At 65.5% G+C, this 13,547-nt stretch carries 13 protein-coding genes; 6 read left to right on the forward strand and 7 right to left on the reverse strand.

What is annotated here, in order from left to right:
- Nucleotides 1–46: 46 nt before the first annotated feature.
- Nucleotides 47–1,036: a complex I NDUFA9 subunit family protein gene (locus BA190_RS18960; protein ID WP_068290771.1), complete on the reverse strand. Its 990-nt coding sequence runs from the start codon at nt 1,034–1,036 to the stop codon at nt 47–49.
- Between the two features lie 171 nt (nt 1,037–1,207).
- A complete protein-coding gene (locus BA190_RS18965; RefSeq protein WP_068290773.1) occupies nt 1,208–1,813 on the reverse strand; it encodes a nucleotidyltransferase domain-containing protein in 606 nt (201 codons plus the stop codon).
- 162 nt (nt 1,814–1,975) lie between these two features.
- Between BA190_RS18965 and BA190_RS18970 the strand changes: the two genes are divergently transcribed.
- The 6 genes from BA190_RS18970 (at nt 1,976) to BA190_RS18995 (ending at nt 8,861) form a co-directional block, all read left to right on the forward strand.
- Entirely contained in the window at nt 1,976–3,274 is a 1,299-nt protein-coding gene (locus tag BA190_RS18970; protein ID WP_068290775.1) for an ActS/PrrB/RegB family redox-sensitive histidine kinase, read from the forward strand.
- 664 nt (nt 3,275–3,938) lie between these two features.
- Entirely contained in the window at nt 3,939–4,481 is a 543-nt protein-coding gene (locus tag BA190_RS18975; RefSeq protein ID WP_068290777.1) for an ActR/PrrA/RegA family redox response regulator transcription factor, read from the forward strand.
- A 223-nt stretch (nt 4,482–4,704) separates the two neighbouring features.
- Nucleotides 4,705–5,817, forward strand: a complete 1,113-nt coding sequence (locus tag BA190_RS18980) for an S-(hydroxymethyl)glutathione dehydrogenase/class III alcohol dehydrogenase (RefSeq protein ID WP_068290779.1) — start codon at nt 4,705–4,707, stop codon at nt 5,815–5,817.
- A gap of 195 nt (nt 5,818–6,012) precedes the next feature.
- On the forward strand, nt 6,013–6,606 hold the full coding sequence (locus BA190_RS18985; protein WP_068290781.1) for a Spy/CpxP family protein refolding chaperone: 594 nt from the start codon (nt 6,013–6,015) through the stop codon (nt 6,604–6,606).
- 270 nt (nt 6,607–6,876) lie between these two features.
- Nucleotides 6,877–7,578, forward strand: coding sequence for a response regulator (locus BA190_RS18990; protein WP_256390538.1), 702 nt, complete (start codon nt 6,877–6,879; stop codon nt 7,576–7,578).
- Between the two features lie 29 nt (nt 7,579–7,607).
- A complete protein-coding gene (locus tag BA190_RS18995; RefSeq protein ID WP_068290784.1) occupies nt 7,608–8,861 on the forward strand; it encodes a HAMP domain-containing sensor histidine kinase in 1,254 nt (417 codons plus the stop codon).
- Nucleotides 8,862–9,166: 305 nt separating this feature from the next.
- Here the strand turns inward: BA190_RS18995 and BA190_RS19000 are convergent, their stop codons facing one another.
- The 5 genes from BA190_RS19000 to BA190_RS19020 form a co-directional block, all read right to left on the reverse strand.
- Nucleotides 9,167–9,781: an alpha/beta hydrolase gene (locus BA190_RS19000; RefSeq protein ID WP_068290786.1), complete on the reverse strand. Its 615-nt coding sequence runs from the start codon at nt 9,779–9,781 to the stop codon at nt 9,167–9,169.
- Nucleotides 9,778–10,755, reverse strand: a complete 978-nt coding sequence (locus tag BA190_RS19005) for a glutathione S-transferase family protein (protein ID WP_068290788.1) — start codon at nt 10,753–10,755, stop codon at nt 9,778–9,780. The genes BA190_RS19000 and BA190_RS19005 overlap by 4 nt, the downstream gene beginning before the upstream one ends.
- Before the next feature lie 3 nt (nt 10,756–10,758).
- Nucleotides 10,759–11,610 (reverse strand): VOC family protein, encoded by an 852-nt coding sequence (locus BA190_RS19010; RefSeq protein WP_068290790.1) that lies wholly within the window; start codon nt 11,608–11,610, stop codon nt 10,759–10,761.
- Between the two features lie 214 nt (nt 11,611–11,824).
- On the reverse strand, nt 11,825–12,256 hold the full coding sequence (locus tag BA190_RS19015) for a DoxX family protein (RefSeq protein WP_068290792.1): 432 nt from the start codon (nt 12,254–12,256) through the stop codon (nt 11,825–11,827).
- A gap of 193 nt (nt 12,257–12,449) precedes the next feature.
- On the reverse strand, nt 12,450–13,361 hold the full coding sequence (locus BA190_RS19020; RefSeq protein WP_068290794.1) for a LysR family transcriptional regulator: 912 nt from the start codon (nt 13,359–13,361) through the stop codon (nt 12,450–12,452).
- Nucleotides 13,362–13,547 lie beyond the last annotated feature (186 nt).

The raw sequence follows: 13,547 nt of genomic DNA on the forward strand, positions 1-13,547 counted from the left end.
GATCCAAGGACCGGCCCTTTTGCGTTCCGACTGCCGTTTCCGGAGGTCAGGCCACTTTGTTCTCGAACTGGCCGGCCTTGCGGAAGCGCCACAGATAGCTCGGCGCGATCGCTTCCACGGTCGCCGGCTGGATGCCCAACCCTTCCAGCGTCAGGCCGGCCTTGCTGGCGTCCTCCGTCACGACATTGTCGTGGCGCAGCAGCGTGACCTGATCGCGCGTCAGGGGCGGCGTGACCAGCCCGAGCGACAAGGTCCGCACCAGGTCGAACACGGTCGCCTGGACATTGGCGATGGCGAAAGGCATCGGCACCAGCAGGCGCTTGCGATTGGTGGTCTTGAGCACATATTCGAAGATCTGGCGCAGGGTCAGCACTTCCTGGCCGCCGAGCTCATAGGTCGCGCCCGGCTTCAGGGCGCCCTCAGCGCCGCGGGCCAGCACTTCGGCGACATCGCCGACGAAAACCGGCTGGAACTTGGTCTCGCCGCCGCCGATCAAGGGCAGCACCGGCGACATCCGCGCCAGGCCCGCGAACTTGTTGAAGAAATCGTCATCCGGCCCGAACATCACCGAGGGCCTGAGGATAATGGTGCTCTCGAAAGCGGTACGGGCCGCTTCCTCGCCCTTGAGCTTGCTCTTGGCGTAGGCCGAATCGGAGCCCGCATGCAGGCCGAGGGCCGAGACATGCACGAAGCGCTGCACGCCGGCGGCCTTGGCAGCGCGGGCGATCGCGCCGGGGCCGAAAGCCTGCACCGCGTCGAAGCTGTTGGCGCCGTGCTCATGCATGACGCCGACCAGATTGACCACCGCCTCGGCGCCCTCGACGGCGGCGGCAACCGACGCCGGATAACGCAGATTCGCCTGCACGCCGTGGATCTGGCCGACGGCCCCCGCGGTCATCAGATATTGGGCGAGATCCGGACGACGCACGGCCACCCGCACGCGGAAGCCGCGCTTGGCGAGCGAACGCACGAGATTGCGGCCGACAAATCCCGATCCACCGAAAACCGTGACCAAGCGATCGCTGACTGGCGCCATTTGCTAGAAACCTTCGAGAATGGACGATTGGGTTTTCCTTAGCGCGGCAGGCCGGGACTGTATAGAGGCGCCGACGCTTTCGAGGGGATGACCGGGCGATCGCGCCCTGGATCACCATCGCCGAAGGCCGAAACAACGAGCGTCAGCCATCGACACCCATTGTTGCGGGGATCAGAGCAATCGCAACCAATCGTGGCCGGGATGCATCGCCTCCAGGCAGGACCTGAGCCATCGCCGTTCCGGCTCCTCCAGTTTCGGCAAGGCATTGCGGAAATCAGCCTCATCCTTGTCGCGCTGATACTTGGCCTTGAACAGAAGGACTGCCGCCGGCTTCAGATAGGGCAAGCCGTCATCCGTCATGCCGATCATCTCGGCCCTTGGCCTTCCGATACGAGGGTCTCGCTTATAGACCCACATTTGCGGGGTTCCCGGCTCGATCATCATGTCCGCGCGCCAGCATTGCGCCGCTTCGTCCCGACACCAGATCTGGAAAATGCCGTCCGGCGGCTCCTGCCCGTCCGGCAGATATTCGACGACTCCGTCCCCTGCCGTGTAGAAACGCATGCCCGCCAACGCCTTCCGAAACAAGGCGAGATCGCCGCGCAGCACGGTGAATTCGAGATCGTCGTGATCGCGGGTCTGGCGGCCATGCCAGAGGTCGAGCGCCCAGCCGCCCACCACGCACCAGGGCCTCGGCACGCCTCCTATCCGCAGGGCCAGTTCCGCCGGATGCCAGGCGCGCCAGGCCTCGAGTGCCACATTGTCCTCCCCACTCATCGAGCCACCCACACCTGTCTGCATCCTGTCCGGCGCCAGCCCTATTATGCCTCCAGGGGCGATGCAATCCGGGCCGCGACAATCCGCTTTGGGCTGCTCCGGTTTGGGCGCTATGGTCTGCCGCCGCCGCTATGATCACGAATGTGGCGGCACAGGAGAGTGATGACCGCCTCTGTGATGCCCCATGATGGCCTCGGCCTCGATACGCTGCGCCTGGAAACCCTGATCCGGCTGCGCTGGATGGCGATCGCCGGCCAGTTGGTCGCGGTCCTCGGCGTGCGCTACGGTCTCGGTTTCCCCGTGCCGCTGCAGGCCTGCCTGCCCCTGATCGGCGTCTCCATCCTGGTCAATGTCGCCTTGCGACTGCGCTATCCAGCGACCGAGCGCGTGGACCCGGCCCGCGCCGCCACCCTGCTCGGTTTCGATATCGTGCAGCTTGCGGCCCTGCTCTTCCTCACCGGCGGCCTGCAGAACCCCTTCTCCTTCCTGTTCCTTGCGCCGGTGATGATTTCGGCGACCTCGCTGCCGCCCCTGATGACCCTCGCGCTCGGGCTCCTGGCCATCGGCTGCGCCTCGCTGCTCACGGCCTGGCACCTGCCCCTGCCCTGGTTCGAGGGGAAAGAGTTCGACATGCCGATGCTCTATGTCATCGGCATGTGGTTCTCGGTGCTGCTGGGCCTGGCCTTCATCGGCGTCTATGCTTGGCGAGTGGCCGAGGAAGCCCGCCTGCTCTCCAATGCCCTGGCCGCCACCGAACTGGTGCTGGCGCGCGAGCAGCATCTGTCCCAGCTCGACGGCATGGCCGCCGCCGCCGCGCATGAATTGGGTACGCCGCTCGCCACCATCGCGCTGGTGGCCAAGGAGCTGGAGGTTGCCGCCCCGCCGGAAGGCGATTTCGTCGACGACATCCGCCTGCTGCGCAGCCAGGTCGAGCGCTGCCGCGAGATCCTGGGCAAGCTCGCCTCGCTGGGCGACGATGGCGGCACGCCCTTCGCCCGCCTGCCCCTGCCACTGCTGATCGAGGAAGTCTCCGCGCCGCATCGCGATTTCGGCATAGCCATCTCGGCCGAATTCCAGGGCCTGGAGGAGGATGCCCCCTCTGCCCCACGCAATCCCGGCATGCTCTATGGTCTCGGCAATATCGTCGAGAATGCGGTCGATTTCGCCAAATCCAAGGTGAGCATCACCGCCAGCTGGGACGCCAAGACGGTGACCCTGATCGTCGGCGACGATGGCCCCGGCTTTCCTTCCGAAATCATGGGGCGCCTCGGTGATCCCTATGTCACCCAGCGTCGCCCGCGCCTGCCGGGCCAGCCGGGCGGCGGCCTCGGCCTCGGCTTCTTCATCGCCAAGACGCTGCTGGAGCGTTCCGGTGCCGCGATCGCCCTGGCGAACCGCTCCTGGCCGGACAGCGGCGCCATCGTCAGGCTGGAATGGCCGCGCGACGTCTTCGAACGCTGAAGGCTCGCAAGGCTTCGTTCGGACAGGGACAAATCGCGTCCGCCGCCCAATGCGATTGCATTCTCCAGATTATTTGTAAGACCTTTCATTCAAGAAAATGCATCAAAACAAAGACTTAACGAAAATTTGCGCTACAATGCCTCCAAGAATTGCTCACCGAGCCGTGAGAAAAAACGGGTGGAGGCCGCGATCAACCAAGTGGGAACAGCGAGTACTCCCAGGACTTGTGCCGGTCTTCTCGGCGCCCTGTCGCGACAAGGAGATGCGGTCGACATGCAGGTCGCGCCCCGCAGCAACGCGCGGGCTTCGCTGCTCGAATTCTTTCCGCGGGTTCTGATCGCATGCATCGTTACCCCGGCCACGCCCCATAATAATTACTGGGGATTGCAATCGGCGCATAACCGAATAAACGATAGCTGGCTGTCGCCAGTGAAATTTCTTTACTTTGCCGCTATAGTCCCCACTGTGGCGAACTGTCGCACCAAAGGAGGCGATCGGGGTCTTCGATCACTTGACCATATCGTCAGCAACGGCTCGGTCTGCGATGCGTTGCCGACGATAGGGTCCGAAGGGAGCGGGGGTCTCGCGCCGAATTGGCGAGGTGCTTTCCCTTCACGCGAAACGGAGCCCCTTCGCTCGAACCAAGGATAGGTGAGTCCGCATTATGGTTGCCCCTGAATTTCCCGATCGTTCACTCCTTCTCGTCGATGACGACAAGGCGTTCCTGCAGCGTTTGGGCCGAGCCATGGAAGCCAGGGGCTACACTGTCACCACGGCCGACACGGTCGCCGAGGGACTGGCGCAGGTGGAGGGCTCGCCGCCCGCCTTCGCCGTGATCGACATGAAGCTCACCGACGGCTCCGGCCTCGACGTGATTTCGCGCCTGAAGGTGAAGCGCCCCGATGCGCGCGGCATCATCCTCACCGGTTACGGCAACATCGCCACCGCCGTCACGGCAGTGAAGCTGGGTGCCTTCGACTATATCGCCAAACCAGCCGATGCCGACGACATCCATGCGGCGCTGATGGCCGATCCCAGCCACAAGCCGGAGTTGCCCGAGAACCCGATGTCCGCCGACAGGGTGCGCTGGGAGCACATCCAGCGTGTCTATGAGCTCTGCGGCCGCAACGTCTCCGAGACCGCGCGGCGCCTGGCCATGCACCGGCGCACCCTGCAGCGCATCCTGGCCAAGCGCGCACCGCGATAGTTTGGCGCACTTTCACCTCCCATAAGACACTTCTAAGCACCAAGGGAAACATCGCGCTCCCGCGATGCTTGCGCATCACATTGCATCCGGCTAGCCCTTTGGCGAATTCTGGAGCAGGACGCGTTCAAGCAAGAACGCTCATCTGCTCCGGCTCATAGGTTCGGCGCGTCTTTGCGGGTCTTGCCGATCCCGGCACATCGCAAAACGCTTGAGGGAGTGAATCATGAAGACGAGAGCGGCTGTGGCATGGAAGGCGGGTGCGCCCCTGACGGTCGAGACCATCGAGATCGGTGGCCCCAAACCGGGCGAGGTGCTGGTCGAGATCATGGCCACGGGCGTGTGCCATACCGATGCCTACACGCTTTCCGGCGCCGATCCGGAAGGCCTGTTCCCCGCCATTCTGGGTCATGAAGGCGCAGGCATCGTGCGCGAGGTCGGCGCCGGCGTCACCAGCCTGAAGCCCGGCGATCACGTGATCCCGCTCTACACGCCCGAGTGCCGCCAGTGCAAAACCTGCCTGTCGCAGCGCTCGAACCTGTGCACCGCCATCCGCGCTACCCAGGGCAAGGGCGTGATGCCCGACGGCACCAGCCGCTTCGCCTGCGACGGCGGCGAGGTCTTCCACTATATGGGCTGCTCGACCTTCTCCAACTTCACGGTGCTGCCGGAGATCGCACTCGCCAAGGTGCGCGAGGACGCCCCCTTCGACAAGATCTGCTATATCGGCTGCGGCGTCACCACCGGCATCGGCGCGGTGACCAACACCGCCAAGGTCTGGCCCGGCGCCAATGTCGTGGTGTTCGGCCTCGGCGGCATCGGCCTCAACGTGATCCAGGGCGCCCGCATGGTCGGCGCCGACAAGATCATCGGCGTCGATCTCAATCCGGCCAAGGTGGAGATGGCCAAGAAGTTCGGCATGACGCATTTCGTCAATCCGGCGGAAGTCGGCCACGACAAGGTGGTCGAGGCCATCGTCGACCTCACGGGCGGCGGCGCCGACTTCTCCTTCGAATGCATCGGCCTGCCGGTGACCATGCGCCAGGCGCTGGAATGCTGCCATCGCGGCTGGGGCGAATCGATCATCATCGGCGTGGCGGCCTCGGGCCAGGAAATCTCCACCCGCCCGTTCCAGCTCGTCACCGGGCGCGTGTGGAAGGGCACCGCCTTCGGCGGCGCGCGCGGCCGCACCGACGTACCGAAGATCGTCGACTGGTACATGGAGGGCAAGATCGAGATCGACAGCCTGATCACCCACACCATGCCGCTCGACGAGATCAACACCGCCTTCGACCTCATGCATGAAGGCAAGTCGATCCGCTCGGTGGTCACCTTCTGAGGACCGGCTCGATCCGAGCGACGCTCTTTCCATCCAACCGCGCTCCCGCTCCGGCGGGACGCGGTTTTTCCTTATGTGCTTCATCTAACTTTACAAATGCCCGGACGGCGCGAAACCTCCCCCGGCTAGGCTTCGTCATCCCGCAATGCCCGGCGCGGCCCTTGCCGTGCGGCACTGCCCTTGATGGAGACTGACATGAGTGAAAGCCCGAACGCTTCCGTCCCCGCCCGCCGCTGGCCGCGCGTGCTGGTGCTCGGCGGCGCCATGGCAGCCGGTATCGCCCTCGGCGCCGGCGGATTGGCTGCTGCCGCCGTGATGGGCGGCGGTGGCTGGCATCACGGCCCCCGACTCGAGCGCATCCAGAATTTCGTGCGGATGTCGCTGGATTCGGTCGCGGCCACCTCCGAGCAGGAGGCCAAGGTGCACGACATCGTCGCCGCCGCCTATACCGACCTCGCCCCCAAGCCGGAAGACCGGGCCGCCTTCCGCAAGCAGGCCATCGATCTCCTGCGCGCGCCCACTATCGACAAGGCGGCGGTCGAGAAATTGCGTAGCGACTTCGTGGCCCGGACCGACGCCAAGTCGAAGCGCTTCGTCGAAGCCGTGCTCGCCACCGCCGACGTGCTGACGCCCGAGCAACGCGCCAAGCTCGCCGATCGCGCCGATCTTTGGCGCCCGCACGGCCCGATGATGGGCGGGCATCGCGGACACCATGACGGACAGGGCCGCCCCGAACGGCCGGATGATGGCGGCCAGGGCGGCGACAACGGGGACAACGGGGACAATTGAGGTATCCCCGGAGCAGAGCGCGTTTGGCAACAAACGCTGCTTTGCTCCAACTCGTTGTTTCCAGGCCGATCCAACGGATTGGCGAGGGCGCCTTCGCGATACATGGCGATTCCATCAAATCGCGAAACGCTCTAGGATCGGCACAGAATGACGGCCGCTCCCCTCGGGGGAGCGGCCGAATGGATTTTCTTCAACTCTTTGTTTTGACGCATTTTCTCAATTGAAAAGCCGACCGTCTTTTCCAGAAAATGCATTCGTGCGGAGCAGGCAGTGGGCGTGGAACGCATCCTGATCATCGACGACGACACCAGGCTGGCCGCCATGCTCGGCGATTATCTGGCGGCGGCCGGTTTCGACGTCGATCACAGGCCGTCGGGTACGGAAGGGCTCGGCGCCATCGAGCGCGACGGCTACGATGCCGTGGTACTCGACATCATGCTGCCTGACTTCGACGGCTTCGAGGTCTGCCGTCGCCTGCGCATGCGCTCCAACATTCCCGTGGTGATGCTGACCGCGAGGGGCGACGATACCGATCGCATCGTCGGGCTCGAGATCGGGGCCGACGACTATCTGCCCAAGCCCTTCAATCCGCGCGAGCTGCTCGCCCGCCTGCGCGCCGTGCTGCGCCGGCGCACGGCGCCGGCCGAGCTCGACAACCAGACCCTGCGCTTCGGGCGTCTCACCATCGATCGCGGCTCGCGCAGCGCCCGCATCGACGGCGAGGAACGCCCCCTTACCAGCCATCAGTTCGATCTGCTGCTGGCGCTGGCCGACAATGCCGGCCGGGTGCTCAACCGCGAAAGACTGATGGATCTGGTGAAGGGCGAGGAGCTCGAGGTCTTCGACCGTTCGATCGACGTGCACATCTCCCGCATCCGCGCCGCCATCGAGGACGACGCCAAGCATCCGCGCCGCATTCTCACCGTGCGCGGCGCCGGCTATGTCTTCGCCAAGCGGCAGGATGCGGACTAGAATCCGATCGAGACTGAGGGCAAGCGCCCATGCTGATATTCTTTCGCAAGCGTCTGTTCTGGCAGGTCTACCTCACTTTGCTCGCCTGTCTCGTCGTGCTGGCGCTGCTGGTCGGCACGCTCTGGCGCATGGCGGGCGATACCGCAGGCGAACGCTGGGGAGCCCTGCGTGTCCGGCTGACCGACGAACTCGTGCGTTTCGAGGAACGCACCCCGGAGGACCTGCCGACCGAGATCCGCAAGCTCAGCGAGGAAATGGGCGCCTCGATCTCCGTCTACAGCAAGCAGCGCGTGCTGATCGCCTCGCGCGGTTTTCCCATCGCCCTGCCGGCCGGTGACGACGACGTGCCCCAGCGCTGGCTCGACCATGTCGTGCGCGTCGACCTGCCGGGCGGACGCACCGTGCTCGCGCAGCTGCCGCGGCCGCCGAAGCCGGGCCTGCGCGTCCTGCTGCTGGCCCTCCTGGTCGCCGGCGGCGTCGGCATCGCGGCCTGGCCGGCGACGACACGGCTGACGCGCCGCCTCGAAACGTTGCGCGCCGGCGTCGAAAGCTGGGGCAGCGGCGCCCTGAACCGGCGCGTGGCGGAACAGGGAACCGACGAGGTCGCCATGGTGGCCCGCAGCTTCAACGGCGCCGCCAGCCGGATCGAGGCCCTGGTCAATTCCCAGAAGGCGCTGCTCGCCAATGCCAGCCATGAACTGCGTTCGCCCCTGGCAAGGCTGCGCATGGCGGTGGAAATCGGCGCCGACAAACCCAGCGCGGCAGTGCGCGAGGAGATCAACCGCGACCTGCAGGAGATCGATCAACTGGTGGAGGAGATCCTGCTCGCCAGCCGGCTCGATTATGCCACCGCCACGCCGCTGGAAGGAGCGCCGGTCGACCTGCTGGGCCTGGCGGCCGAGGAGGCTGCCCGCACCGGCGCCGCCGCCGATGGCGAGCCCGTGGAAATCCGCGGCGATGCCACGCTGCTGCGGCGGTTGATGCGCAACCTCCTGGAGAATGCCGGCAAGCACGGCAGGCCCCCGGTGGAAATCACCATCGCCAGCGACAAGGGGCGGGCCCGCATCGAGGTGAGCGATCGCGGCCCCGGCATCGCCGAGAAGGAGCGCGACCATCTGTTCGAGCCGTTCTACCGGCCCGTCGGCCGCAGCGAGACCTCCGGCGGCTGGGGCCTGGGCCTGGCGCTGGTGCGTCAGATCGCCGGGCGCCACCGCGGCTCGGTACGCTGCGAAAGCCGCGAAGGCGGCGGCAGCCGCTTCGTGGTGGAGTTGCCGCTGGCGTGAAGACGGGGCCTTCGAGACGCGAGCCAGTCCGCGTGGAGCCGCCCCTCACCCTTACTCCCAGTCCACTCCAAGTGGAGTGGACGATACCCGTAAACGGGGCGAGGGGAGGCGCGGGCGTCGCGGCATATTGTCAAAAGCCGATGTCTCGCCCGACCGTTGCGCGAGATGATATGCCCTCAGCATAAAGCGGGCGGTCGAAGCCCGCACTCCCCGTCCTTACGGGGAGTGGTCCGCGCTTGCTTCGCAAGCGCGAGGGGTGAAGGGCTACGCGAGCTATCCGACAAACGGCCTGTACGCGCAGCCCCTCACGCCTGCACTTGAGTGCCCAAGCGCCGGGCCAGGAAATCGGCGGCCTTCATGGCGCCTTCCGCAGAGATGGTATGATCGAGGCCGGGTTCGAGGAAAAGCTCGGTCTCGACACCCGCGCGGTCGAGCCGCTCGGCGGCCGCCTCGCTTTCGCGTGCCGGGATGATCCTGTCGGCCTCGCCATGAACCAGCAAGGCCGCACTTCCCGCCGGCGGTGCCAGGGGGTCCGGCGTCGCCAGCCTGGCGGAAAAGGCGACGACCGCCAGCGGCCAGCGGCCGGAAGCGAGTGCGTCGAGCGCCATGATCCCGCCCTGCGAAAAGCCCGCCAGCGCCACCCGCCCCGGTGCTTGCGAAAAGCCGTGCCGGTCGATCACGTCCCGCAAGGTTGCGTCGAAGGCAGGGCGGGCGGCGGCAATGCGCGCCCCGCGGTTCTGTGCGGTCACGCCCGCAACGCTGAACCATTGCCGCCCCACGCCGGCATCGAAGGCAAAGGGTGCGTCCGGTGCCGCCAGCACGGCGCCCGGCAGCATCTCGCGCCAGATGTCACCCAGATGCATGAGGTCGCCGCCATTGCTGCCGACGCCGTGCAGGAGGATGATCAGGCTTTCCGTCATGCTGCCTTGGCCTCGACGGCGGCCAAGCCCGGCAGATCGGGGCCAACAGGCACGATGCCATTGGGATTGAGCGCCTTGATCGAATAATAGCCGCGCTTGATGTGATCGATGCTGACGGTCTCGCGGATCCCGGGCACCGCCAATATCGCGGCGAGATAGGCCGAAAGCGCCGGATAGTCGGCAATCCGCCTGAGATTGCATTTGAACAGGCCGTGATAGGCAGCATCGAAGCGCACCAGCGTCACGAACAGACGGATATCGGCCTCGGTCAGGCGGGCACCGAACAGGAAGGGGCCTCCGGCCGCTAGGCGCTGCTCCAGCCGGTCGAGCATGGCGAAGATGCCCCAGAAAGCCGCGTCATAGGCTTCCTGCGTGGTGGCGAAGCCGGCGCGATAGACGCCGTTGTTGAGGCTCGGATAGATGGCCTCGTTCAGGGCGTCGATCTCGGCGCGCAGATCCGCGGGGTAGAGGTCGATGTCATTATGGGCCAGGGCACCGAAGCCGTCATTGAGCATGCGCAAGATGTCTGCGGACTCGTTGTTGACGATGGTGCCGCGCTGCTCGTCCCACAGCACCGGCACCGTAGCACGCCCGGTATAGACGGGGTCGGCCCGGGTATAGATCTCATGCATGTAGGTTGCGCCGTTCACCGTGTCGGGCGTGGCGCCGGGATAGGTGCCGAAGCGCCAGCCCTGTTCGGTGGTTGAAGGCTCGACCACGCTGACGGAGATGGCGTCACCGAGGCCCTTGAGCTTGCGGCCGATCAGGGTGCGCGAGGCCCACGGGCAGATCAGGGCGACATAGAGGTGGTAGCGCCCCGCCTCGGCCTTGAAGCCGGGTTCGCCCGTCGGTCCGGCGCTGCCGTCGGGCGTGACCCAGTTGCGGAATTTCGAGACCTGGCGCACGAAGCCGCCCTGCTTGTCGGTCGCCTGCACCGGATGCCAGTCGGCGCTCCATTTTCCGTTGACCAGCATGACTCAGCCTTTGCGGGTGATGACGGAGAACGAAGTTCCCCAGGGATCGTGCAGGGCGAAACCGCCCGCCTTCTCAGTGGTGGCAACGCCGGCAGCCTGCACCCGGTTCCGCAGGGCGGCAAGGATCTCTTCATCGGCCGCGATCATCTCCACCTCGGCCAGGCCCGTCGAGGGGAAATCACGCTCGCCCGCCCCACGGCTGTTCCAGATATTGGCGGCGAGATGATGATGGTAGCCGCCCGTCGCATAGAAGCTGGCGCCCGGATAGCGAGCGGTGAGATCGAAACCCAATGCCCCGCCGAAGAAGGCATCCGCCGGCTCGGTGGCCCCGACCTGCAGATGGACATGGCCCACGATGCCGCCGGCCGGATAGCCCTGCCAGCGCGTCGTGCCGGCTTCGGCGATCACGTCCTGCACGTCGAGGCGTTCGGTCGACATCGCCACCATGTCGCCCTCGACGGTCCAGGCGCTGCGCGGGCGGTCGGCATAGACCTCGATGCCGTTGCCCTCGGGATCGGACAGATAGATCGCCTCGCTGACCAGATGGTCCGAAGCACCCTGAAGCGGCAGCCGCGCCTCGACGGCATGCTTGAGCCAGCGGCCGAGATCGGCCCTGTCAGGCAGCAAGAAGGCCGTGTGGAACAGGCCAGCCTCGCGGGGCGAACGCCGCCGGGCCTGCGGGTCGTGCCGCAGTTCCAGCAGCACCGCGTCGCCGGTTCCGAGCCGGCGCAGACCCGCCTCCGACGATACCGGCTGCATGCCGATCGCTTGCTCGTAGAAGCGGCTGGTCACATGGAGGTCATGCACGGTCAGGCTGACCGTGCCGATGCTGAGGGGGGCGTCACTGGCTGACATGGTATCCTCCAGACGAAGGCGGGTTGAGGCGCAAGGCACTGCGCAATATCAACGTGCAAAAATGCGTAGCTCGTCACCCCCGGCCGTATCCTCACAAGCTCTGCTTGTGAGTGGTAGCGCGGGAAAGTGGATCCAGGGGCCGCGGGTAGGGTCTTTTGCCCCCTGAATTCCCTTCCCGCCACCTGCGGTGGCGCCGGGGAGGACGGATCAGACTTTATGACGCCCGGTATGAATTGGCGGCACCGCGCGAGGGGGTTGGCCGCAGCGCCAGGGCACCGTCGCCGATCAGGGCAAGCGCAAGCAGGCCGGCGATCCACAGCGCCAGGAATTCCCAGCCGCCATTGGGATTGGTGAAGAAGAAGCCGGCCGGGCCGTGCACGGTGGCGATAGCGCCCGCCAGGACAGGGATCAGCGCCAGAGCGGCCAGGCGCGGCCAGACGCCGAGGATGAGGGCAAGCGCGCCGATGACCTCCCAGGCAATGGTCACATAGGCTAGCGCAGGCGGCAAGCCGAGCGAGCCGAAGAACTGGGCGGTGCCGGCCGGCGTGAATACGAAGATCTTCAGCCCGGCATGGGCCAGGAAGAGAACGCCGAGCGCCAGGCGCAGCAGCAGGGCAGCATAGGGAGCGGTGCGGGTATCGAACATGATCGTCTCCGGGAAAAGGATTGCCGCAGCGACATTGCACCATTTCCATCTCGGAGATTATCCCGACATCGGAGATAATATTCCTTCCATATTGGAATTTATATTGGGGTAGATGAGGGCTGAACCGTCATTGCGAGCGGAAGCGAAGCAATGACGGAGATGGTGAGTCAAACTTTATGCAGGTTGGTATATATCAGGACCATCCCTGCTCCCAGGGCGGCCTGCCGCGATAGCGTTCTGCCAGGAAATCGACGAGAACGCGGATCTTGGCGGCCAGATGCCGGCCAGGCGGATAGAGGGCATAGGCCCCGAGCGGCCTGTCCTCGAAGCGGCGCAGCAACGGCTTGAGGCGACCGGCCTGCAGGGCCTCACCGGCCAGGAAGCTCGGTCCGCAGGCGATGCCGAGCCCGGCCTCCGCCGCCTTGAAGCTGGCCTCTCCGTTGGAGAAGTGCAGCCGTCCCCGGATCGCCACCTGCAGCGGCGCACCGTCGGCCTGGAAGCGCCAGCTCAAGGGATCGCTGAAATTGGTGTCGATGATGCATTCGTGCCGCGCCAACTCGCGCGGATGCTGGGGCTCGCCATGCTCGGCGAGATAGACTGGCGCCGCCGCCACCACGATTCGGGTTTCGCAAAGCTTGCGGGCGACCAGGCTGGAATCGCTGGGATTGCCGATGCGGATTGCCATGTCGAAGCCTTCATCCACCAGGCTGACGACGCGGTCGGTGAAGCCGACATCGAGCTGGATGTCGGGATAGAGCTTGGCGAAGGCAACGAAGGCCGGCGCCAGATGCATGGTGCCGAAACTGAGGGGCACCGAGAGCTTGATGCGCCCCGCCGCCAGGCCCGAAGCGCTGCGGACGGAGGCATCGAGGGCATCGAATTCCTCCAGGACGGCCTTGATGCGTTCATAATAGGCGCGGCCGATCTCGGTCGGCGACAGGGCCCGTGTGGTGCGCTTGAGCAATTGCACGCCGAGATCGGCTTCCAGCCGCGACACCAGTTTGGAAGCCTGGCCGGAGCTGGTGCCGAGCCGGGCCGCCGCGTGGGAGAAGCTGCCCGCCTCCAGCACTGCCACGAACATGCGGTCGCATTCGAGCCGTTCCATGCATTGCTTCCGGTTTGAAGGAAATAGTAGCTATTTCAGCTTCAAAAGCCCATTCCTAGAAAAAATCGAGCTTCCTAAAGCGCGATGACTACAGCATCGAACCTGATTTCTGAATCAGGCTCGATGCTGTAATTCCTTGTTGCCGCATCTTTTTTGCCGAAAACCGCTACCCACTTTTCGGCGCGA

This window comes from Labrys sp. WJW, assembly GCF_001676615.1.
GTDB classification, from domain to species: domain Bacteria; phylum Pseudomonadota; class Alphaproteobacteria; order Rhizobiales; family Labraceae; genus Labrys; species Labrys sedimenti.

What these genes read in the sequence shown, in the direction of transcription:
- BA190_RS18960 (WP_068290771.1), bottom strand. Translation starts at nt 1,036, where the DNA reads ATGGCGCCAGTCAGCGATCGCTTGGTCACGGTTTTCGGTGGATCGGGA.
- BA190_RS18965 (WP_068290773.1), bottom strand. Translation starts at nt 1,813, where the DNA reads ATGAGTGGGGAGGACAATGTGGCACTCGAGGCCTGGCGCGCCTGGCAT.
- BA190_RS18970 (WP_068290775.1), top strand. Translation starts at nt 1,976, where the DNA reads ATGACCGCCTCTGTGATGCCCCATGATGGCCTCGGCCTCGATACGCTG.
- BA190_RS18975 (WP_068290777.1), top strand. Translation starts at nt 3,939, where the DNA reads ATGGTTGCCCCTGAATTTCCCGATCGTTCACTCCTTCTCGTCGATGAC.
- BA190_RS18980 (WP_068290779.1), top strand. Translation starts at nt 4,705, where the DNA reads ATGAAGACGAGAGCGGCTGTGGCATGGAAGGCGGGTGCGCCCCTGACG.
- BA190_RS18985 (WP_068290781.1), top strand. Translation starts at nt 6,013, where the DNA reads ATGAGTGAAAGCCCGAACGCTTCCGTCCCCGCCCGCCGCTGGCCGCGC.
- BA190_RS18995 (WP_068290784.1), top strand. Translation starts at nt 7,608, where the DNA reads ATGCTGATATTCTTTCGCAAGCGTCTGTTCTGGCAGGTCTACCTCACT.
- BA190_RS19000 (WP_068290786.1), bottom strand. Translation starts at nt 9,781, where the DNA reads ATGACGGAAAGCCTGATCATCCTCCTGCACGGCGTCGGCAGCAATGGC.
- BA190_RS19005 (WP_068290788.1), bottom strand. Translation starts at nt 10,755, where the DNA reads ATGCTGGTCAACGGAAAATGGAGCGCCGACTGGCATCCGGTGCAGGCG.
- BA190_RS19010 (WP_068290790.1), bottom strand. Translation starts at nt 11,610, where the DNA reads ATGTCAGCCAGTGACGCCCCCCTCAGCATCGGCACGGTCAGCCTGACC.
- BA190_RS19015 (WP_068290792.1), bottom strand. Translation starts at nt 12,256, where the DNA reads ATGTTCGATACCCGCACCGCTCCCTATGCTGCCCTGCTGCTGCGCCTG.
- BA190_RS19020 (WP_068290794.1), bottom strand. Translation starts at nt 13,361, where the DNA reads ATGGAACGGCTCGAATGCGACCGCATGTTCGTGGCAGTGCTGGAGGCG.